Raw genomic sequence first — 21,304 nt, forward strand, 5'->3', positions numbered from 1 at the left:
CATGGGCCCCCAGCGACAGATCCGGCGCTGCGCCCTGCAGGCGCTCTACCAGTTCGACGCCGGCCGGGCCGACCAGCCCGACCTCGTGCTGGCGTCGCTCGGCGAATCGCAGGGCGACGCCGAAACCCACCAGGCCGGCCTCAACCTCGCCACCCTGGCGTGGGAGTTCCGCGCCGAGGCGGATGCCGCCGTCGCCGCCCTCTCCCCCGAATGGCCCACGTATCGCCAGCCGGTCATCGACCGCTGCATCCTGCGTCTGGCCTGGTACGAGATGACGCACGGCGGGGTGCCCCCCAAGGTCGCCATCAACGAGGCCGTGGAGCTCGCCAAGGAGTTCAGCACCGACAAGTCCCACCTCTTCATCAACGGCGTGCTCGACAAACTGCACCGCACCGAACGAACCGCGCCCAACGCCGTCACGGGCACGTGAGCACGCATGGGCCTGTTCCGCAAGACCATCGGAGCGATCAGGAAGGGGCTGGCCCGCACCCGCGAGGCCCTCGGCGGCGGCCTGCGCGGCCTGCTCTTCGGCAAGTCGCTCAGCGAAGGACTCATCGACGAGATCGAAACCCGCCTCATCACCGCCGATGTGGGCGTGAACGCCACGCGGCAGATCGTGGATGAACTGCGCCGCGAGTTCCGCTCCGGCACAGTCTCCCGCGGCGAGGACGCCATCGAGTTCCTCAAATCGAAGCTCAAAGCCCGCTGGGCCGGCACGCCGCGCGGCATCGCCGTGGCGTCCACGCCGCCCACCGTGGTCCTGGTCGCCGGCGTCAACGGCGCGGGCAAGACCACCAGCGTGGCCAAGATCGCCAAGTCGCTGCGGGACGAGGGACGGAGCGTGCTGCTGGCCGCCGCCGACACCTTCCGCGCCGGCGCGGTGGCGCAGCTGGAAATCTGGTCGCAGCGGCTGGGCGTTGACATCGTGAAGGGCGCCGCCGGGGCCGACCCCGCCGCCGTGGTCTACGACGCCATCGACGCCGCCCTGGCCCGCAAGGTGGACGTGCTGCTCATCGACACCGCCGGGCGTCTGCACACCGACATCAACCTCATGCGGCAGTTGGAGAAGGTCCGCAACGTGGTCGCCAGGAAAATTCCGGGCGCCCCCCACGAAGCGCTGCTGGTGATCGACGCCACCGCCGGGCAGAACGGCATCGCGCAGGCCCGCCGCTTCAAGGAGCACATCCAGGTCACCGGCATCTTCCTCGCCAAACTGGACGGCACCGCCAAGGGCGGCATCGTGCTGGCCATCCAGGATGAACTGGGCGTGCCCGTCAAACTCGTCGGCGTGGGCGAAACGCCCGCCGACGTGGAGCCCTTCGACCCGGACGAGTTCATCGAGGCCATGTTCGCGGCGGGGTGAGAGCAACCGGCCCGAGACATCATCCCCCCGCGACCCGGAACAGGCCGCTCGGCCATGACCACCCGCCCCGTCTACGCGGCCTTCAGCAGCGGAATGCGCGAGCGCGGCATGGTCACGCCCGCGCCGGACGCGCAGGCACCCCACGCTCCACCCCGAACGTTGCGGTACACTCTGCGACCATGCCCCTGAGTTGGAGCGAAATCCGCCAGAACGCCATCGCCTTCTCGCGTGAGTGGGCCGGCGCAACCCGCGAGCGGGGCGACGCCCAGTCGTTCTGGAACGAGTTCTTCCGCTGCTTCGGCGTCAGCCGCCGCATGGTCGCCTCCTTCGAGGCCCCCGTCGCCACCATCCGGGGCACCTACGAGTTCATCGACCTGCTCTGGCCCGGAACCCTGATCGCCGAGCACACGCCGCACGAGTCCACCCTTCCTGCCGTGATTCTTCGCTTCGCGTTCAGCCGTACAATGGCGGCGCTGATGTTCCGTGAAGCGATCCTCGCCCAACTCGACCGCAGGAAGTGGACCCAGTACCGCCTTGTCCAGGAGAGCGGCGTGAGCAAAACCGCCGTGTATGACTTTCTCGCAGGAAAGCGCGACCTGTCAGGCGGCAACCTCGAACAACTCTGCAAGACGCTCAACCTTGCTCTCACGCCTCGCCGAAAACACACTTGACTAGTCCCGTATTCGGAACTATCCTCGGGCGATGCCCGGGCCAGCGACCAACAGAATGACCGCCCAGTTCACATTCGGCTTCCCCACTGTCGAGGTCGGCGCATCGCGTCTGATCCACGCGGATTGCTTCGAATGGCTGCGGCGGGTTCCGAAAGATTCGATTCATGCGATTGTCACCGATCCGCCCTACGGCGTGAAGGAGTATGACAGCGATCAGTTGGAGAAACGCGCCAACGGAAAAGGCGGGATCTGGCGAATCCCGCCTTCCTTTGATGGCAGCAACCGCCAGCCCCTTCCACGTTTCACGGCGCTCGATCCCGCGGAGCGAGCACGCCTGCGCGCGTTCTTCGTCGAATGGGCCGCATTGGCGGCCACCGCGCTGCGGCCAGGCGGGCACGTGTTCATCGCGACCAACGCCTTTGTCTCACAACTCGTGTTCGGGGCTCTCGTCGAGAGCGGGTTGGAGTTCCGAGGTGAAATCATCCGACTGGTGCGCACGCTGCGCGGCGGCGACCGCCCCAAGAACGCGGAAACCGAGTTCAGCGGCGTGTGTTCGATGGCCAAGGGGTGCTACGAACCATGGGGCATCCTCCGCAAGCCGCTGCGCCCCGGAATGCGCGTGAGCGATTGCCTGCGAGAGTTTCAGACCGGCGGCCTGCGCCGATACCTCAACGACAAGCCATTCGAGGACGTGATCCTGAGTGAGCGCACCCCTCGATTGGAGCGCGACATCGCGGATCACCCCAGTCTCAAGCCCCAGTCGCTCATGCGGCGATTGGTGTATGCCGCGCTTCCGCTGGGCCAAGGCGTGGTGGTCGATCCATTCATGGGCGGGGGCTCGACAATCGCCGCCGCCAATGCTGTTGGCGTCAGCGCGGTCGGCATCGAACGGGATCAAGCGTTCTTCGAGTTGGCACGACACGCGGTCCCGCGTCTGGCGCGGCTGCACGTCCCCACGTCAGATCGGCTCGTCGGCGCCCATTCGGAGGAACTGCTCTTTCAATCCGCGCCCGCTGCAGCGTCGATCGCGCGATAAATCCAGTTCGCCTCCATCTTGGCGAAACCCGATGGCTTCACGCTCGCCGTGATGGTGCGTCGGCTTGTTTCGGACCGGCCCGAGAACTGCCAGTCGCTCGCGCTCAACCTGGCTCCGACCACCTTGAGAAACCGAAACGGCCTGGGAGCGATGCCGCGATGAGCATCGGTGATCCGGTTGGCGTCGAACACAAACACCATCAGCCAGACATCCTCGGCATTGTGCCCCTGCCAACCCCTGATGTAGCGCGATCCCTTGATCTCGATCCCCTCCGGCGCATGAAGTTGGGCGTCGCCGGAGTACTTGCCCGCCGGGAGCAGGTCGGGATGTCCGTTGTGGTAGCGGTTCTTCACCAGCATCGGGCAGTGCCTGGGGATCGTGGTGGTCATGAACTCGCCGACGATGCTGCTGAAATTCGCTGGCATCAGGAACGATTCGAGGCGTGGAAGGCCCTTGGTGTTCAACTGCCTGTTGATGAACTCAAGAAAGTCGAGAAAGTCGTTCATCGCGGCGCACACGTGCGCCACGGTGCAGCCGCAGGGGATGACCGCTCTGGGGTTGAACTGGCCAATCTTCAACCGCGCAAGGCGACACGCAGCGAGTTCGGGATCGGCCTTGGCCATCGGCGGACGGTAGGGCCAGAGCCGGGCTCCTTCAAGCCGGTGTCGCGTCGCGAGCAGATGTGGTCCCTCTCCCGACGCTTCGAGTACCTCTTCGAGCAATACGAGCGGCTGACCGCGCCCCTGACGGCCCAGCCGCGAACCCGGCGCACCCGGCGTCCCGCCGGTGGTTGAACCCGCGCAGCCAGCCAGCCCCCGCCCGCCCCCGCACAACCCGCACCATCCGGCGGCGGCGCAGTCCGTGCGCCCGAACAACCCGCACAATCCCCACGGGCCGCGCATCCGCCCACCGCTGATCTTGCAAAGTCCCGCTCTCCCATTGCAAAGTCCCGCGTTCCCTTTGCAAAGTCCCGCTCTCCCATTGCAAAGTCCCCGCGCGCCACGACAAAGTCCCCGCGCGCCACGTTCAAGTCCCTCCTTCCCTTTGCAAAGTCCCGCTCTCCCTCGTTCAAGGGAACGGTTCCCCCGTTCAAGGGAACGGCTCCCTCGTTCAAGGGAACGGCTCCCTTTGCAAAGTCCTTCCTTCCCCCGTTCAAGGGAAGCGTTCCCTTGTTCAAGGCGCGTTCCCTTTACAAGGCGCGCGGGGACTTTGCAAGATGGCGGCCCCCCCCACGCCACGGCGCGGCCCCCCCACGGCGCAGCGCGGCCCCCCCACCTGGCGGCGCGGGCCGACCGCTCCCTCACGGTCGCGGCTCGCTCACGGATGGTCGCGGCTCGCTCAGGGAGCGCCCCCTCTCACGCCACGGCGCGGGCCGACCGCTCCCTCACGGTCGCGGCTCGCTCACGGATGGTCGCGGCTCGCTCACGGATGGTCGCGGCTCGCTCACGGATGGTCGCGGCTCGCTCACGGATGGTCGCGGCTCGCTCAGGGAGCGCCCCCTCCACGCCACGGCGCGGGCCCCCCACCTGGCGGCGCGGGCCGACCGCTCCCTCACGGTCGCGGCTCGCTCACGGATGGTCGCGGCTCGCTCACGGATGGTCGCGGCTCGCTCACGGGTGGTCGCGGCTCGCTCAGGGAGCGCCCCCTCTCACGCCACGGCGCGTCCGGAAACCGGGGGGAGTCCACGGATGAACACCGATGAACGGAGATTCAGAGCATGATCTCTGAGTTCTGACCATCCGTGCTCATCCGTGTTCATCGGTGGATCGAGTGCCTGTTCTCCGGCGCTCCGGTTCTGCGGCTCGCCTTCCGTCGGCGGCTCCGCCCGCCCGTCTTCCTTGTGGCTGGTCGCGCCGGTCGGTATCATGGGCCCCGTGGATGGAACCCAGGTCATGTCGCGTTGGTGGGCCGCCGGTCTGCTGGTGATGGTGGCGGCGTGGTGCGGCGCCCTGTCGGTCCGCGTGGGGGGGCAGGAGACGATCCGCATCACGGGCGACCGGCTCAGCGGCGTGGTGCTGCCGGTGGAGCCGCTGGCGGGCGACATGCGTTTCGCCGCCTTCAGCGCCCAGGCGTGGGAGGTGGATGACACCAAGCGGCTGCACTTGGCGGGCGATGTGCGGGTGACGATCGCCGGGCACCAGTTCGAGGCGGGCGAGGCGGTGGTCTGGCTCAACCGCATGGACAGCGCGGGGGGGCTGATCAACCAGGTGGCGATCTACTTCGACCGCGTGGTGGACCCCGGCAAGCGGGCGGGGCTGGGCGTGACGGGCGACCGGCTGCTGGTGACCGGCTCGGCCCGTGGGGCGGTGACGCTGCAGGCGGCCTCGATGCGCGAGCGGCGCAGCGCGGCGCCGATCGTGCGGGCGGGCGAGGCGCGGCTGGCGGATCACATCCGGCGCCTGGTGTCCACGACGCCCGCGCTGGCGCAGCGCCCGCAGACGGAAGCCCCGGCGCGGGCGACCATGCCGCCGCTCGTGCCCGGCGGCGTGCCGCCGGAGACGCTGCCGGACCTGCGGGATGAGATCGAGCTGCCGGTGGACCCGCAGTTGCCGCTGTTCGATCCGTCCGGGCGCATCAGCGTGTCGGCGGGGCAGGTGGAGGTTGAGTCGGGCGAGGTGGAAAACGTGATTCTCGCCACGGGCCTGGTGATGGTGGAATACTCGGATGACAAGGATGATGCCGAGTATTCGCGGCTGACGCTGTCGGCGGAGCGGGCGGTGATCTTCACGAAGCCCGGTCCGCTGCGCGACCTGCCCAACCTGGCGGCGGAGGCGGACTTCGTGCGCGGCATCTACCTGGAGGGCAACGTGGTCGCCACCGACGGCAACTACACGGTGCGCGGCGACCAGATCTACTACGATGTGGCCGGTCAGCGGGCCATCGTGATGGATGGCGTGGTGAAGATGTACTCCGCCAACCTGCGGACGACCATCTACGCGCGGGCGCGGGAGATGCACCAGTTGTCGCGCGACCAGTGGCGGGCGAAGAAGACGGTCGTCTCCACCAGCGAGTTCTTCACGCCGCACCTGGCGCTGGGGTCGGGGGACGCGGTGGTGACGCGCCGCCGCTCGCAGGATGCGGACACGGGCGAGCCGCTCACCGAGACGCACGTGGACAGCCGCGGCAACACCATGCGGATCGGCGGCGTGCCGATCCTGTGGTGGCCCCGGCTGAGCGGCACCCTGCGCGATGTGCCGCTGCGCTCGGCCAGCATCGGCACGAGCAACAACAACGGCGTGGAGATCAAGACCGCGTGGGGGCTGTACTCGCTGCTGGGGCGCGAGCCGGTCGAGGGCACGGACATCGAACTGGAGCTGGACGCCTTCACCAAGCGCGGCGTGGGCGCGGGCGTGAAGTTCGAGTACGACTTCACCGACACGGCGGGGGTGATCGACCTCTACGGCATGATTGATGACGGCATCGACAAGACCTCCGCGGGGCGGGAGGTCGATCAGGATTCCAGCCCGCGGGGCGTGGCGCTGTGGGAGCACCAGATGCGCCTGAGCACCACCCTGGTGATGCAGGCGCAGGCGTCGTTCATCTCGGATGAGACGTTCATCACCACCTTCCGCGAGGACGACTTCCACGAGCGGCGCGAGTACGAGACGAGTTTCTACCTTCGCAACCTCGATGACCACACCGCCTGGACGGTGCTGGCCAAGTACGACCTGGATGACTTCATCTCCAACTCGTGGCTGCTGGCCAGCCGGGCCGCGCAGGTGGAGAAACTGCCCGAACTGACGTACCGGCGGTACGGGGACTCGATCTTCGGCGAGCGGTTCACGTATTCCAGCGAGTACCGCTACTCGCGCGTGGGCTTTTCCTTCGAGCGCAACACGCCCGAGGAGCTGGGCGTGCGCTCCAGCGCCTTCGGCATTCCCTTCCGCTTCGCGGGGACGACCTCGCCGTCCGACCTGTTCGAGGCGGCGGGGTACCCCACGCGATTCCTGCACCGCTTCGACACCCGGCACGAGCTGTCCATGCCCGGCAAGGTGGGCATCTTCGACGTGACGCCCTTCGTGGCGGGCCGCTTCACCATGTACGATGACGAGTTCGAGAACTTCTCGGAGGACTCGGACTCGATGCGGTTCTTCGGCGCGGCGGGACTGCGCATCTCCACGCTGTTCCAGCGGATTGACAACTCGGTCGAGAGCCGGCTGTTCGACCTGCACCGGCTGCGGCACCTGGTGGAGCCGAGCATCCTGCTCTGGTACGGCTACTCGAGCGTGCGGCAGACCGATCTGCCGGTGTTCGATGAGGCGGTGGAGTCGCTGGCCAACGCCACGGCGGTGCGCTTCGGGCTGCTGAACACGTGGCAGACGCAGCGCGGCGGGCCGGGCAACTGGCGCTCGGTGGACGTGCTGACCTTCGACGTGGCCCTGGTGCTGGCCTCCAACGACGCCGACCGGGAGCATCCGGTTCCGCAGTTCTTCGAGTATCGACCTGAATACTCCAACATGGTCGATCACTGGTCGGCCACGCTGGCGTGGCAGGTGAGCGACACGCTGTCGATCGTGTCCGAGGGCGTCTACGACATCGACGAGGGGCGCTTCGCCCGCGGCGCGGTGGGCATGGAGCTGCGGCACTCGCCGGTGTTCACGACGTTCGTGGAGTTCAGGTATCTCGACGCGGACGACCTGCGGCTGCTGGGCGTGGGGTGGACGTACCAGATCACGCCCAAGTACACGGTGGCGTTCTCTCCGCAGTGGGACTTCAACCGCGACGAGTTCAGGGCGCTGCGGCTGGCGCTGATCCGGCGCTTCCCCGACTTCGACCTGAATCTCTCCGTGCGCCACGACCAGATCGTGGATGAGACGAAGTTCTCCGCCACGGTGCAGTGGACGCGCTTCTGAGGACCGCCGCTCGACGATGCGCTGAGCGGCGCGGCAGAGGCCCGGCGGCGGGCGCTCCGCCGTCAGTACGCCTTCGCCCACACCACCCGCTGCGGGCTGGGTTGGCCGGTGAACGGGCACGTGCCGGGCCCGTCGGGGCTTTCGAGCGGGATGCAGCGGAGGGTGACGCCCAGGTCATCCTTGATCTGCTTCTCCACCGCCGGGTCGTTGCAGAAGTGCGTGAGCGCGAAGCCGCCGCCGGCGGCGTCGGACTTGAAGAAGTCGCGGAAGTCGGCCTGGCCGTCGATGATGCGGGTGTTGGCCTCGCGGAAGGCGCGGGCCCTGGCGAGCAGGCCGGCCTGGATGTCATCCAGCATCGCCTTGACGCCTTCGACGAACTGGGCCCGCGGGATGGACTGCTTCTCCTTCGGCCCGCGGTCGCGGCGTCCGACGAAGACCGAATCGCTCGCCATGTCGCGCGGGCCGACTTCCACGCGCAGGGGCACGCCCTTCTTGATCCAGGACCAGACCTTGTCGCCGCCGCGCCCGTCGCGCCAGTCGATCTCCACCTGCACCGCGCGGTCGTGGTAGAGCGTGGTCTTCAGGTCATCCGCGATCTTCTGGCAGTAGTTGCGCAGGGCTTCCTCGTTCTCCGCCTTGTGCATGATGGGGATGATGACGACGTGGGTGGGCGCCAGCCGCGGCGGCAGCACCAGGCCGTCATCATCCGAGTGGGTCATCAGCAGGCCGCCGATCAGGCGCGTGGAGACGCCCCAGGATGTGGTCCAGGCGTGGACCTGCTGGCCCGATTGGTCGAGGAACCTGATGTCCGACGACCTGGCGAAGTTCTGCCCGAGGAAGTGGGATGTGCCCGCCTGAAGGGCCTTGCGGTCCTGCATGAGGGCCTCGATGCAGTAGGTGTCCACCGCGCCGGGGAAGCGCTCGCCCTCGCTCTTGCGGCCCTTGATGACGGGCATGGCCATCCAGTTCTCCGCGAAGTCGGCGTAGACGTTGAGCATGCGGACGGTTTCTTCGACCGCTTCCTCGCGGGTGGCGTGAGCGGTGTGTCCCTCCTGCCACAGGAACTCCGCGGTGCGCAGAAACAGCCGCGTGCGCATCTCCCAGCGCACCACGTTGCACCACTGGTTGATGAGCAGGGGCAGGTCGCGGTAGCTCTGCACCCACTTGGCGAACATCTCGCCGATGATCGTTTCGCTGGTGGGGCGGACGACGAGCGGCTCTTCCAGCGCGGCGGCGGGATCGGGCATCAGCCCGCCGGTCCTGGGGTCGTGAATCAGCCGGTGGTGCGTGACCACCGCGCACTCCTTGGCGAAGCCCTCGACGTGCTCGGCCTCCTTGGCCAGGTACGAGAGCGGGATGAACAGCGGAAAGTAGGCGTTGCGGTGGCCGGTGGACTTGAACATGCCATCCAGCACGCGCTGCATGTTCTCCCACAGCGCGTACCCCCACGGCTTGATGACCATGCATCCACGCACCGGCGAGTTCTCCGCCAGGTCCGCGGCCCGGATGACCTGCTGGTACCACTCCGGGTAGTCCTCGGCGCGGGTGGGGGAGATGGCGGATTGGGGCTTGGATGAATGCTGGTGGGACATGGGCGACACAGGGGGATGCACTGCCGTGTGACCGGCCTACTGATGGATGCGGCGGGCGGGTCCAACCATAGGCGGGCATCGCGGAGCACGCGGTCAGGGTCCAGCGCGGGTCAACGAACACGGTTGGAAAGGACGCGACTCGCCGGAGTCGATCGTCCGTGCGTTGACATCGGCAGTTTCAATCGCTGGTTCATGCGCGTTCACCGAGGCCTCCGTGGTGAACACCCCGGAAATGCCGAAGGCCCCCTGCTCGGGGGCCTTCGTGCTTTCGGTCGAGGTTCGGGTCACCGAACCTTCGCTCGGGCGGGCCGGTCGCCCGGCCCTGTCGGCGAGGGTTGGCGACCCTCACCTCGAACCGTACGAGCAGGCGGAACGCAGCCGAGGCCGCGCGCCCGCCGCTCTCGCCGGTGCGAAACGCTGCGCCGCGTCGCACTCGGCTGTTTGGAACGGGAAAGTCGTTCGACCACCTCCCATTCCAACCCCCTTGCGGGGGTTCGCCGTCGGTCCTGTCGCAGTGCCGCGTCGCCCGGCGAACCGGGCGGCAATGGCCTCCGACGGCGTTCGCGCTGCGCCGTCGCCTGAACCGGCGCTTCGAGCGTCGCGCCGCGCGAGCGGGCGATGCTTCCAGCGACGGTTCGCGGCGTGTGACGGCCGCGCTTCGGATCGGGTTGCCCCGACCCGCCGGACTTGCGTCCGACGATCCGCCATCGAGCCGGAGGAGCGGCCTACCTCAGGGGTCGGCCTCATCGTCACGCGCTCGACGATCGAACTGCATGACACACTACCGTGATTCGATCGTGCGCCAAGCGCTTTTCACGATTGTGGATGGTTGGTGACATTCTTGTCGGATGGTCGGACTGCAGGCGGGACGCCTGCGCCGCTGATTCCATCCGCAGGCGGAACGCCTGCACCACGTTCACCCTCATCCTGCTTCGCGAATCCACCCGCCGCAGAGGACGACGTCGCCGTCGTAGCACACCACGGCCTGACCGGGCGCGACGGCCTCCTGCGGCTGATCGAAGCGGACTTCGATCAGGTCGACGTGGTGGGGATCACGCCTGCCATCCTCCAACCCGGTGGCACGGGCGTCTCGCCCGTGAACGACCGGCGCCGCGCGCATCCAGGCCGGCACGGGCTTCGCGTTGTAGCGGATCTTGGCGGTGCATCGGATCCAGCCGTCGGCGTCGGGCAGTACCGCTCCCTGGCGGTCGCGGCTCACTTCGACGCCTCGATCCCTCGATGCCTCCCTCTCCACCAGCCAGTTCACTTCACCGGCGATGCATGATGTTGCGCGGAGTTCATCCTTCGAACCGACCACGATGGTGTTGCTCGCCGCATCCTTGCGGATGACGTAGAGCGGGTGGCCCACGGACACGCCCAGCCCCTTGCGCTGGCCGATGGTGAAGTGCTGATGCCCCGGATGCTCGCCGAGCGTGTTGCCGTGCGTATCCACCACGGGGCCGGCGGCGACCGCCTGCGGCGCGCGGCGGGCGACCAGCCCGGCGTAGTCGTTGTCGGGGACGAAGCAGATCTCCTGCGAGTCGGGCTTGTCGAAGACGGGCAGTCCCCACTCCTTCGCCAGCGCCCGCACGTGCGACTTGTGCATCTCGCCGATGGGCAGCAGCATCTCGGCCAGACGATGGCGCGGCGCGCCGAAGAGGACGTAACTCTGATCCTTCGAGTGGTCGAGCCCGCGGAGCAGGCGAAAGGCGCCCCCACCCCCGGCCCCTCTCCCGCCCCCGGACAAGGGAGAGGGGACGATGCGCGCATAGTGGCCGCTGGCCACGTAGTCGGCGTCGATCTGCCGCGCGTACTCGTGCAGTTTGCCGAACTTCAGCCAGTCGTTGCAGCGCACGCAGGGGTTGGGGGTGCGCCCGGCGTTGTACTCGCCCACGAAGTAATCAATGATGCGGCCGAACTCCTTCTTGAAGTTGACCACGTAGAACGGAATGCCCAGGTGCGCCGCGACCAGACGGGCGTCCGCCGCGTCGTTGATGGAGCAGCAGCCCTGGTGGCCGATGCGGATGGTGCGCGGCTTCCGGGTGGCGCGACGCTCCGCGTCGCGCGTGTCAGCGCACCCGCTGCCATCCTGGCGCCGATCAACCCCCTCACCATGCGAACCGCGACCGTGAGGGAGCGACCCCGCCCCGGCGAGCGAACAACCGCTCCCTGACGGTCGCGGCTCACTCTGCTCGAGCGGCTCACTCTGCTCGATCAGTTCATCCAGCGTCTCGCCCGGCGAGCCCAGCCGCATGAACACCCCCACCACATCGTACCCCTGGCGCAGCAGCAGCGCCGCGGCGACGGACGAATCCACGCCGCCGGACATCGCCACCAGCACCTTGGGCTTGCGCTGAATCACTCGGAATCGTAGGCGAATGCGCCGTTGCAACGCCCCCGGATTCCGTGCTATGCTTGATGCAATCATGCTCCCGACCGCGCTCGATCACGAGCTGACGCGAACGCCGTTTGTACCGGTTCGACTGTACCTTTCGGACGGGCGCTCGTACCTCATCACCAACCCTGATTTGTGCTGGATCGAGCGCGGGGCGGTGTACGTCGCACGAACCGATCGTCCCAATAGCCGGATCATGGATGATGTGGACCTGATCTCGCTGAGGCACATCGTGCGAGTCGAGAAAGTCGACGCCGGAGGCGGCAATGGTTCGCCGAAAACGGGTCCGGATGATGGCGACTAAAAGTACTGGATGAAACTGGCGGACTGTATCCCCCCGTCATCGCCGCGCGTCGTTCGGTGCGCGATTCCAGCCGCATTCTGGGCAGCCGCCCCCTGGCGGAAGGCCGCGCAGGGAGTAATCGCATCGTGGACAACAGCGATCGAGTGGCTTGTCCGGGCGGAGAAACAAATGCACACCAAGGAAGCCCATGACGCAGCAGTAGACGACGAGGATCACGATAGGGTTTGAGAGCGCCTCGAACTCCGTTGCCGCGAACATCAGCACCAGCGTGGTCAGTGCGGAGGTGAAGATCGTTCCCGTGATAGGCCGGAACATGAATACGCCTGAAAGTGCTGCCGCGACTGGCAGGCCGACACCACAGCCGACCAGGAAGCCGACATCCTGAAGATGCGACGGTGCAATGAACACGCCAATGAGCAGCGCCTGACCCATGAAGATCGCAAACAGCATCGCGTACCGTTCGGCCAGCTGTCGGGGTTGCCGGGTCACCTCAGACACGGTGAATCCTTGTTCCCAAACCAGACCTGCGACTGGCTCAACTCACCATCGCACCTCCACCACCACGTCGAGTCGCCCCGCTTCATCCATCGTCGCGCGAGCCAGGCCGCTCGCGTCCGCGGGCTCGACGCTTCCGCGGACAACCTCCACCACGCGCTGACCCGCGCCGACATTGAGATGGACCACCCCGCCCGGTGGGCCGGTGACCACGAAATGGCGGCGCAGGCCGGGGGCGCCACCGCGCTGCGGGGTTGGGCGTTCCTCGACGCGGTACAGCGCATCACCCGATCCCAGTTCCCAGAGCAGGATCGGATGCCGCCGTGCATCGAGCCGGTAACCGGCGAAGCGAGCGCCGCTCGGGCGTGTCAGCCAGTCCCGCGGGACCGGATCACCCACGACAAGGACCGGCCCTGTCGGCGCGTTCCAGCCGGGCGGCGGATCGGACGCTGCCTGTCCCGCGCGAGCCGCCCAGCGTCCCGCCGCGTCGATGAACTCGCCTTCCCACACGTACATCAGCCGTGCCCGGTCGGGGTCGAAAGCCAAGTGAACATTCTCGGGGAACCCAAGCAGCACGACGCGGGCCCCCATGCTCCCCGCCACACCCCCCGCACCCGCGCCGCCGCCCGGCAACAGCATCCGCACCACCACCGGCTCATCCGTCGCCGACATCTGAAATGCACTCGCGGGCGGCAGACCATCCGGCAGCGTGAGCGCCGCCCCCTGGGACAGGTACGCCCAGATGGCCTCGATCTGCCTGACCGGGTCGCCTTCATAGAAGCCGATCGCCGCCGACTGCCCGCCCACGAAGAAACTCGGCATGCGCGTGTCGGGGCGCACCGCGCGCGGATCGAGCAGCCAGGTGACGAAGTGCTCATACCGCAGACGATGCGTCATGCGGGCCAGGTCCGGCCCCGGCGTGCCCGTCGATGGCCGCCCCGCGATCGAATGGCACGAGATGCAGTTCAGCCCCCCCACACCCACCAGTTGCCGCCCGGTGGCGATCTGCTCTTCGCTGGGCATGGGTGGCGCGACGCTCCGCATCGCATCCACGCCCGACGCCGTACGGAACAACTCCGGCAGTCGCGCCACCCGATCCGCGTCGTAGCGCGGCATGCGCGTGTGCAGCCACGGCCGCGCCCGCTGGTGCTCCAGCAGCACCTCGCGCAACCACGATTCCGTCAGCCGCGCCCCCACGTGGGACAGGTCCGGCGGCAAACGTCCCTCCAAACCCAGGTCACCCGGCGCTGACGTCGTGAAGTACCGCGCGATGGCCGGCTCCGGCCCGCCCGCATCGTGAAACTCGTGGCACGCCAGGCAGTTGAGCGAACGGAGTGTTGCGACGAGATCATCTCCCGGCGCGGAAGTCGCCTCACCGTCCGCCAACGCACCACTGCCGGCCGCGTCGGCAACCACCTCCAGAAACGCGCGAATCGCACGCCGATCCCGCCACGACAGGTCGTAACGAACGCCCGCATGATCGCCCGACTCCGCCAGACAGCCGCCATCCGGCGCAGCCGCGACCTGCTCCATCGAGGGCGCGACGAGCGTCGATCGCACCACCGCGGCGGCGGAGTGATCGCCCGCCGATGCGCCGCCCGCCCGCGCCTCGACGACGTGGCACGCCGCGCAGCCCATCGAGGCGAAGGCGTCCCGGCCGCGGGCGACTCGCTGCGGATCGACGGGCGTTTCCGCGGGAACTGCACTGCCCAGCCGGGCGATGAGATAGCGCCCGATGGTGTCCGCCTCCGCGTGGGTGAGCATCAGGTCGGGCATGCGTCCTGATGGATGACGTGCCGACGGCTCGCGCAGAAACTGCCGCAACTCCGATATCGTCCACTTGCTTCCCACGTCGCCCAGCGCCACGTACTCCCCTTCCGTCGGCACCACCACCAGCCCGCCGCCCGGCGACTCGTTCAGCGGGCCATGACACGCCACGCAGCCCACGCGGTGGTAGGCGACAAGCCCGGCCTGAACCGTCGCCGCATCCGTTGATGCTTCCACGCGGTTCGATTCACGCGCCGCGCCCGGCTCAGCGTTCGCCAGCGACCGCACGAAGTGGATCACATCCTCGATCTCGTTCTCCGTCGCGCGCCGCATCACGGACGGCATCGCGCTGCCCGGCCTGGTCGCGGCGGGATCGGCGATCCACCGCCGCAGCCAGCCGGCGGGGTACGGCCTTCGCCCTTCGCCCGCCAGCAGCGGCGCGGCCGGCGGCGCCAGCAAGGCCCGCCATCGCGCACTCTCCGCAACGTCGCACGCGGCGCACGACAGGTCACGCACCAGCGACAACCCTTCCGACACGTGATCCACCCGCAGCCAGCCCACCGAGTCGATCGGCAGCGGTTGGGCCGCCAGCGCGCCGTCCGGCTTCCACAATGCCCGGAACGCCGCCGGCGGCTGGTCGTACTCGATCGTGAACGTCCACCGACGGTTCCCGGCCCCCAGCGTCTGCGGCTTCGACCACACCTCGACCGGCTCCTCCCCCGCCTGCCCGTGCGCCACCGTGACGCCGCCGTTCTCGATCGACACGCGCGCGTGACGCACCGCCGCCCCCACCGCGGCCCGCGTGATGTGCCGCGGCTCCAGCGTCACTTCGATCTGCACAATCGTCCGCCCCGGCGGGATGCGCCAATCCAGCGACTCGCCCTCGCCCAGTCCGAACGCCGCCGCCGGCAGAATGCGCGTCACGGTGCGGCCGCCCCCGGTCATCGTCGCCGCGGCCCCCGGTTCGTGCGCCGCACTGGCGGGCGCGCCGCCTGTCGTCATCGCGTTCGAGGATGGATTCGGCCGTCCTTCCTCGCGTGGTCGCCGGGGCGTCACGATGACCAGCGTCACCACCGCCGCCGCGAGCAGCACGCCCGCCGCCACGATCCACTTCCGTCCCTGCGACTGACGACCTGGCTGCGGCACGCGCGACTCCGGCTCGGCACGGTTCGACTTCACGCCGACTCTAGGGCGGACTCACCCACCAGGCCCGATCCATCGGTCCAGCAGCCCCATCCTCGTCACGATGATCCACCCCGCGCCGAGCGCCGCCAGCAGCACCGCCCACGGCAGCACCCGCCGAACCCCCCGCCACAGCCGCCGCCGCGCGGCGTAGGCCCGGTAGAACGCGGGCACGCGCAGATTCATCGAGTACGCCAGCAGGGCTTCCCCCGCCTGGCGCACGCCGTCCTTCAGCGCCTCGTTCATCACGCCGTCGGCCCCCGTCAGGTGAACCTGCACCGCCCGCACCGAGCAGTCCATGGCCTTGGCGATCTCACGCGGCTGCATCCGGTACACGTGGCTGAAGATCCACGCCTCGCGCTGCTGCGCGTTGAGCGAGGCCAGCGCGCCGACCACCCGCTCGCCCGCCGCTCCCCCGCCGCCCGCGGGCGCGGGAAGGGTCGCCGGGCGGATCTCCCGCGAGCGCAGCACCGCCAGCCGGTCCAGGTGGGCCGTGTCCAGCCGACGCAGGTCCGGCTGCACGCCCACCACCTGCTCGATCACCCGCACCGCCGCCCGCGGGTCGCCGGTCAGCAGCACCGCCAGCCGGTACACGCGACGCTCGCACGAATCGCGGTCAGTCATGCCGGGCTTCCCGTGGATTGGCTCACGCGCCGATCAAGCCATCGAAGAACGCTGTCCGATAGGATAGCGGCTGGAACCGGCGCCAAGGCGTCCACGTCCGCACACCACCCGCTCGTCTCCCCGCTCCCGCCTTCCGGAATCCGTCATGCTCCGATCGCGCCGCCTCGCCCTGCTCGCCTCCCTGCTGATGCTCGCCCTGGTCCTGCCCGCGTGGGCGGACCTGCAGGACGAGGTCGCCCGCGCCATCAACCAGTCCGGGCTTCGCGGCGCCACCATCGCCATCTCCATCCGCGACCCCGACACCGATCGCACGCTGGTCCGCGTCAACGACCGCCAGCCCATGATCCCCGCCAGCAACATGAAACTGCTCACCACCGGCGCCGCCCTGCACGTGCTGGGGCCGGACTTCGCCTTCGAAACCCGCATCGTGCTCCAGGGCGATCGCCTCATCGTCATCGGCGACGGCGACCCCGGACTCGGCGACCCCGAGCTCCTGCCCATGGTCGCCGCCGGCGACAAGCAGGGCGTCACCATCGAGGAGTTCCTCCAGCTCCTCGTCGCACCCATCGCCGAGCGCATCACCGGACCCATCAGCGAGTTGATCGTCGATGACCGCGTCTTCGACCGCGCCTTCTTCCACCCCGGCTGGCCCAGGGACCAGCTCCAGTTCCGCTACTGCGCCCAGGTGGCGGGGCTGAACTTCCACCTCAACATCCTCCACTTCTTCCCCGTGCCGCAGCGCGACCAGAAGCCCGACGTCTCCCGCTTCGAGCCGCACGCACCCTGGCTCGACCTCACCAGCAACCGCGCCACCTCCAACCCCGACCCCAAGATCGGCAACACCTTCGGCGTCGCACGACCCATCGACGCCAACCGCTTCACCTTCCTTGGCAATGTCAAGGAGCCGGCCCGCGAGCCCGTCCGCGTCACCCTGCACGACGCCCCGGACTTCTTCGCACGGCTGCTGGCCGACCGCCTGAACAAACGCGGCGTCCGCGTCGCCGCCGCCCGCGCCGCCAGCGACGCCGACGCCTTCGACCCCGACCGCCAGACCATCGTCGCACCCCTCGTCCGCACACCCATCGGCACCGCCATCACCCGCTGCAACCGCGAAAGCTACAACCTCTACGCCGAGTGCCTGCTCAAGCGGGCGGGTCACGCCGTCACCAACGGCAATCAACCCGGCTCGTGGGCCAACGGCGCCGCCGCCGTCCGCCTGGCCGCCCAGCAGCGACTGACCGACCCCACCCTCCTTGATGACCTCATCGTCTCCGACGGCTCCGGCCTCAGCCGCGACAACCGCGTCTCCGCCGCCCTGCTCACCGCCTGGCTCGGCTCCTTCCACCGCGACCCCCAGCGCGGCGGCCCGTTCATCGACTCGCTCGCCGTCGGCGGCGTCAGCGGCACGCTCGAAAACCGCTTCAAGGACGCCCAGTTCAGCGGATTCACCATCCACGCCAAGAGCGGATTCATCAACGAGGTCAGCTGCCTCTCCGGCTACGTCACCGCCGCCGACGGACGCCGCCTCTGCTTCAGCGTCCTCGTCAACGACATCCGCGCCGGCGGCGTCGCCGCCGCCCGCACCCTCCAGGAAGCCGTGGTCGCCGCCATCGCCCGCGAACTCGCCGCCGCCGCCAAGGTCGAGATCGGCGGCTAACCCCCCACACCCTCACGCCCCCCCACCCCACCCCCCACACACCTCACGCCGCCACACTCACGCCGCCATCGTCCACACCCGCCCGCACCCATCCTCCACGAACGACGGCGGCTCGAACGGCGCCACCGGCACGTACTTCATCACGCCTCCGATGATGATGCACACGTGCTTCGACCCGCCATGCAGAAACGCCCGCTGCTGCTCGCGCAGCGACGGCTTCGCCATCCGCCTCCGCGACTCGCGCACACCGTCCCGTGTGCCACGGCTCTGTGAGCCGTGCGATCCCGAACCAGTCGCGCCGCCATCCGCGCACGCACCCTTGCACACCCCGTCCCCCGCCCGCGCCTCGCCCGGCAGCACCACCTGCCGATACCCCTGCCCCGGCGCCACCGGCGTCACCTCGCGCCGCGCGCGCATCAGCCCGCCGCTCGTCGCCCGCGGAAACCGCAGCGGCTCCCGCGCGCCCAGCGGCGTGCGCCCCACCCAGAAGATGTGCACTCTCCCCCGGCGGCGCGACCCCTTCCTGGCCGCGATCGGCTCGAACCCGCACGCGCTCCAGAACTCGTTGGCCTCGATGTCCTGCGCGCACCACAGACCGATCAAACGCACCGGGTGGGGGGGCCGCACCGAGTGGGGGGGCGGGTCCAGGTGATCCACGAAGTGCTGCACCAGCGCGGTGCCCAGCAGCCGCCGTCGCGCATCGTAACTCACCGCCGCCTGGTAGATGATGCCGAATGATGGATCGCGCTGATACCCGCCCTGTCCCAGCAGGTACGCCGCCGGCTCATCGTTCTCCAGCGCGATCGACACCTGCCCCCGCGCGATCTTGCCCTCGATCGCCTGCCGCGGCAGAAACCCCACCTGCGCGCGGAAGGTCTTCTGCAGCGAATCCACGAACGCAAAGTCCGTCGGCGTCGCCAGCCGGATCGTCACGTGACGATGCACCGCCTCGCCCGCCGCCGCCAGTTGTTGAGACGTTGTAATCATGGGGGAAAGGTTCAACACGGAGGGCCACGGAGAGCCACGGAGAGGGAAGGAAACAAGAACTCAGCGATCAGTCATCAGCCATCAGCCGTCGCCAACCCCGACACCCCCTCTCCACTTGGGAGAGGGCTGGGGTGAGGGTCCGGATTCGGTTGACAACGGTGTCCCCTCCATCCGTGTCAATCCGTGTTCATCCCTGGTTCCTGATTCTGTCCTTCCGGCCTCCGTGTCCTCCGCGCCCTCCGTGTTGAACCACCTTCTTACATCACCGGGAAGTCCGTGAACGCCGCGCTGGCCACGCCCGAGCCGACCGCCGTCACATCAAAGGGCGGCGGGTTGTAACTCACCAGCGTGAACGCGCCGAAGCCCGCCAGCGTGATCCGCACCACGCCCGCATCCGGCGGCCCCAGCGCCTCCGCGCTGCTCGCCGCCGTGGGGAACGTCGCCGGCCCCGTCTTCGCCGACCAGTTGCCCGCATCCAGCGGACCGGGAACCACCGGCGCATTGAACGTGACATCAATGGTGGTCGGCGAGGCCTGCAACGCCGTCACGGGAAACAAGAACTCAGGGAAAGACCGGAATGGCATACACACCGGCGGGGACAAAGCCCCCCGCCACGGTGCGAATGCCAGGATCGCCCTCCGCCACGAGCAGGTTCGTCCCCTGCACCACGGCGTCAAAGGTCAGTTCGATCTCGGTGGCGCTGAGCTCCACCGCGCTCTCCACCGCCGCGTCGCCGCCCGCCCCCGCCTTGAACAGCGGCAGCTTGTTCTTCTGCACGCGCGTGGCGAAGGTGAGGCGGATCGTGTCCGCCGCGGTGGATTCGATGTCAGTGATGACCGCCGGGGCGGCCGTGCGAGGCAGGGACGGATCGTACGCATTGCGATTCCGCGCCCGCGTGTTCTTGACAGTGCGAAGTGCCATTGGTTGATATTCCTTGAGAAGTGGTGAGTGTTGAGAGAAGAACAGGAGAGCAGGAGGCAGGAGAACAGGAGGAGAGAAGCCATCAGCCATCAGCCATCAGCCGTCAGCAAGAAACCTCTGACTTCTGACCTCTGCCTTCTGACCTGTCCATTCTCCGTGTCCTCTGCGCCTCTGTGGTGAATGCCTCTGTGGTGAAAGCCCCTCTTACGCCGCCTTCTTCAGTTGCAGCGGCTGACCCGGCTCCAGCCCGCCATCGGGAATCGCCAGTTGCTCCACCGCGCCGCCGAAGGCGATGGTCATGGCCGTCGGAAGACCCCACGGACCGAACAGTCCGGTCCGCGTGACCCACCGCCCGAAGTACGTGGCCGTCTTGCCCACATCCGCCGGTGCGCTCGTCGCCAGCACCGGCTGCTTGGTGAACAGACCCACCAGGTCCGACCCCGTCGGGTCCGGGTTCACGCTCACCGCGATGTGCCGGTTGATCTGAATCTGAATCGCCCCCGCGGGCTTGCGGCGGCTGGCGGGCGTGTTCTCATCCGCATACCGAATCACGTGCTCGCCTGAAAACGCCCCCTGAATCGTCAGCAGCGGCGAACTGACCGGCGTGGGAATCGGCGTGCGCGTCGAGTCGTTGATGTGAATGCCCAGGGCCGACTTGTCCTGGTTGGTCACGCCGGCGTTGGACTTGATGATCATCGCATACACCCGGCACGTGCCCACGGCCGACGCCTTGATGGCGTCCTTCTGCTGCACCAGCGCGGGCGTGCGCGTCTCGGCCGACTGCACCGGCACGTACGCGCCCTCGTACGCCGTGTTCTGATTGCTGATGACATCCGCGTCCGCGCTGGTCAGGCCGTAGCGGCCCGGGTCGGCCGCGATCAGCGTGGTGAAGTTGTTGAGCCAGTCGCGGAAGCCGCCATCGGTGCGGGGAATGTACCCCTCGGTCTGTTGATACGCCTTGTTCACGATCATGTCTCCTGACACGTCGTCATCGCCCCGCCTCGGCGGCGGGTTATTCATGGATGACGATCCGTTGTCCCCCGCGTACCCCGCCCCCGGACAGTCCGGCAGCGACCCGCGAAGTTACTCTGCCGATCGGCCCATGACCGGATGGTCTTCAGCATTTCATCACAAAACAATTCTATTTTGTCAACCGGCTCAGCAGCACGCCGATGGAAGCACCATGCACCGCGCCGCACCACCAACCCGCGATCAGCCGCGTGCGCGATCCCCGATCACACCCGACCGGCGGTCCGCCGCCCCGCGGCGGCGACGGACCGGCGACCCCGCCCGGCCCCTCGCCGCCGCGGCAAACCGCGTTTTCGCCCGCGCCAACGCATTGTGCCTGATGTTTTGGGTTGAAGGATGCCGCGTGCTTCCGACACGATGGACCATCCATCTGATCTGTTCCGCCCGCCATCGGAGCCGCCGCCAACCGCATCGGATCAGATGCCGAT

17 protein-coding genes are annotated in these 21,304 nt (G+C 68.3%); 7 read left to right on the plus strand and 10 right to left on the minus strand.

The window, feature by feature from the left end; translation table 11 throughout:
• Nucleotide 1 precedes the first annotated feature (1 nt).
• The 4 genes from nusB to HRU76_00355 all read left to right on the plus strand — a co-directional run bounded on the left by nusB (nt 2) and on the right by HRU76_00355 (nt 3,070).
• Entirely contained in the window at nt 2-430 is a 429-nt protein-coding gene (gene nusB, locus HRU76_00340; GenBank protein ID QOJ16139.1) for a transcription antitermination factor NusB, read from the plus strand.
• Between the two features lie 6 nt (nt 431-436).
• Complete coding sequence (ftsY, locus tag HRU76_00345; protein QOJ16140.1) at nt 437-1,363, plus strand: signal recognition particle-docking protein FtsY; 927 nt, start codon at nt 437-439, stop codon at nt 1,361-1,363.
• Nucleotides 1,364-1,542: 179 nt separating this feature from the next.
• A complete protein-coding gene (locus HRU76_00350; protein QOJ16141.1) occupies nt 1,543-2,034 on the plus strand; it encodes a helix-turn-helix transcriptional regulator in 492 nt (163 codons plus the stop codon).
• Between the two features lie 55 nt (nt 2,035-2,089).
• A complete protein-coding gene (locus HRU76_00355; protein QOJ16142.1) occupies nt 2,090-3,070 on the plus strand; it encodes a site-specific DNA-methyltransferase in 981 nt (326 codons plus the stop codon).
• Here HRU76_00355 and HRU76_00360 read toward each other — a convergent pair.
• Nucleotides 3,034-3,576: a hypothetical protein gene (locus tag HRU76_00360; protein ID QOJ19046.1), complete on the minus strand. Its 543-nt coding sequence runs from the start codon at nt 3,574-3,576 to the stop codon at nt 3,034-3,036. The genes HRU76_00355 and HRU76_00360 overlap by 37 nt on opposite strands.
• Nucleotides 3,577-4,962: 1,386 nt before the next feature.
• Between HRU76_00360 and lptD the strand changes: the two genes are divergently transcribed.
• A complete protein-coding gene (gene lptD / locus HRU76_00365; GenBank protein ID QOJ16143.1) occupies nt 4,963-7,923 on the plus strand; it encodes an LPS assembly protein LptD in 2,961 nt (986 codons plus the stop codon).
• Nucleotides 7,924-7,985: 62 nt separating this feature from the next.
• Here lptD and HRU76_00370 read toward each other — a convergent pair whose 3' ends face one another.
• Nucleotides 7,986-9,515: a proline--tRNA ligase gene (locus tag HRU76_00370; GenBank protein ID QOJ16144.1), complete on the minus strand. Its 1,530-nt coding sequence runs from the start codon at nt 9,513-9,515 to the stop codon at nt 7,986-7,988.
• A 922-nt stretch (nt 9,516-10,437) separates the two neighbouring features.
• Nucleotides 10,438-11,844: a tRNA 2-thiouridine(34) synthase MnmA gene (gene mnmA / locus HRU76_00375; protein QOJ19047.1), complete on the minus strand. Its 1,407-nt coding sequence runs from the start codon at nt 11,842-11,844 to the stop codon at nt 10,438-10,440.
• 97 nt (nt 11,845-11,941) lie between these two features.
• Between mnmA and HRU76_00380 the strand changes: the two genes are divergently transcribed.
• Nucleotides 11,942-12,214 (plus strand): hypothetical protein, encoded by a 273-nt coding sequence (locus tag HRU76_00380; GenBank protein QOJ16145.1) that lies wholly within the window; start codon nt 11,942-11,944, stop codon nt 12,212-12,214.
• A 36-nt stretch (nt 12,215-12,250) separates the two neighbouring features.
• Here the strand turns inward: HRU76_00380 and HRU76_00385 are convergent, their stop codons facing one another.
• From HRU76_00385 to HRU76_00395, 3 genes are read right to left on the minus strand one after another with little or no spacing between them, the layout of a single operon-like run.
• Entirely contained in the window at nt 12,251-12,712 is a 462-nt protein-coding gene (locus HRU76_00385) for a hypothetical protein (protein ID QOJ16146.1), read from the minus strand.
• 42 nt (nt 12,713-12,754) lie between these two features.
• Entirely contained in the window at nt 12,755-15,655 is a 2,901-nt protein-coding gene (locus HRU76_00390) for a c-type cytochrome (GenBank protein ID QOJ16147.1), read from the minus strand.
• A gap of 18 nt (nt 15,656-15,673) precedes the next feature.
• Nucleotides 15,674-16,282 carry a hypothetical protein gene (locus HRU76_00395; GenBank protein QOJ16148.1) on the minus strand — a complete coding sequence of 203 codons (609 nt, stop codon included), beginning with the start codon at nt 16,280-16,282 and terminating at the stop codon, nt 15,674-15,676.
• A 145-nt stretch (nt 16,283-16,427) separates the two neighbouring features.
• Between HRU76_00395 and dacB the strand changes: the two genes are divergently transcribed.
• Nucleotides 16,428-17,939 (plus strand): D-alanyl-D-alanine carboxypeptidase/D-alanyl-D-alanine-endopeptidase, encoded by a 1,512-nt coding sequence (dacB, locus tag HRU76_00400; GenBank protein ID QOJ16149.1) that lies wholly within the window; start codon nt 16,428-16,430, stop codon nt 17,937-17,939.
• Between the two features lie 57 nt (nt 17,940-17,996).
• On the opposite strand, the gene HRU76_00405 is transcribed toward dacB, so the two are convergent.
• From HRU76_00405 to HRU76_00420, 4 genes are all read right to left on the minus strand, one after another.
• The gene (locus HRU76_00405) at nt 17,997-18,926 is read right to left on the minus strand and encodes a hypothetical protein (protein QOJ16150.1); all 930 of its coding nucleotides are present in this window, start codon (nt 18,924-18,926) and stop codon (nt 17,997-17,999) included.
• 257 nt (nt 18,927-19,183) lie between these two features.
• Nucleotides 19,184-19,474 (minus strand): hypothetical protein, encoded by a 291-nt coding sequence (locus tag HRU76_00410; protein QOJ16151.1) that lies wholly within the window; start codon nt 19,472-19,474, stop codon nt 19,184-19,186.
• Between the two features lie 13 nt (nt 19,475-19,487).
• The gene (locus HRU76_00415; GenBank protein QOJ16152.1) at nt 19,488-19,847 is read right to left on the minus strand and encodes a hypothetical protein; all 360 of its coding nucleotides are present in this window, start codon (nt 19,845-19,847) and stop codon (nt 19,488-19,490) included.
• Between the two features lie 204 nt (nt 19,848-20,051).
• Nucleotides 20,052-20,867 carry a hypothetical protein gene (locus HRU76_00420; protein ID QOJ16153.1) on the minus strand — a complete coding sequence of 272 codons (816 nt, stop codon included), beginning with the start codon at nt 20,865-20,867 and terminating at the stop codon, nt 20,052-20,054.
• Between the last annotated feature and the right edge of the window lie 437 nt (nt 20,868-21,304).

The sequence above is a fragment of the Phycisphaeraceae bacterium genome (assembly GCA_015709595.1).
GTDB lineage: Bacteria > Planctomycetota > Phycisphaerae > Phycisphaerales > SM1A02 > CAADGA01.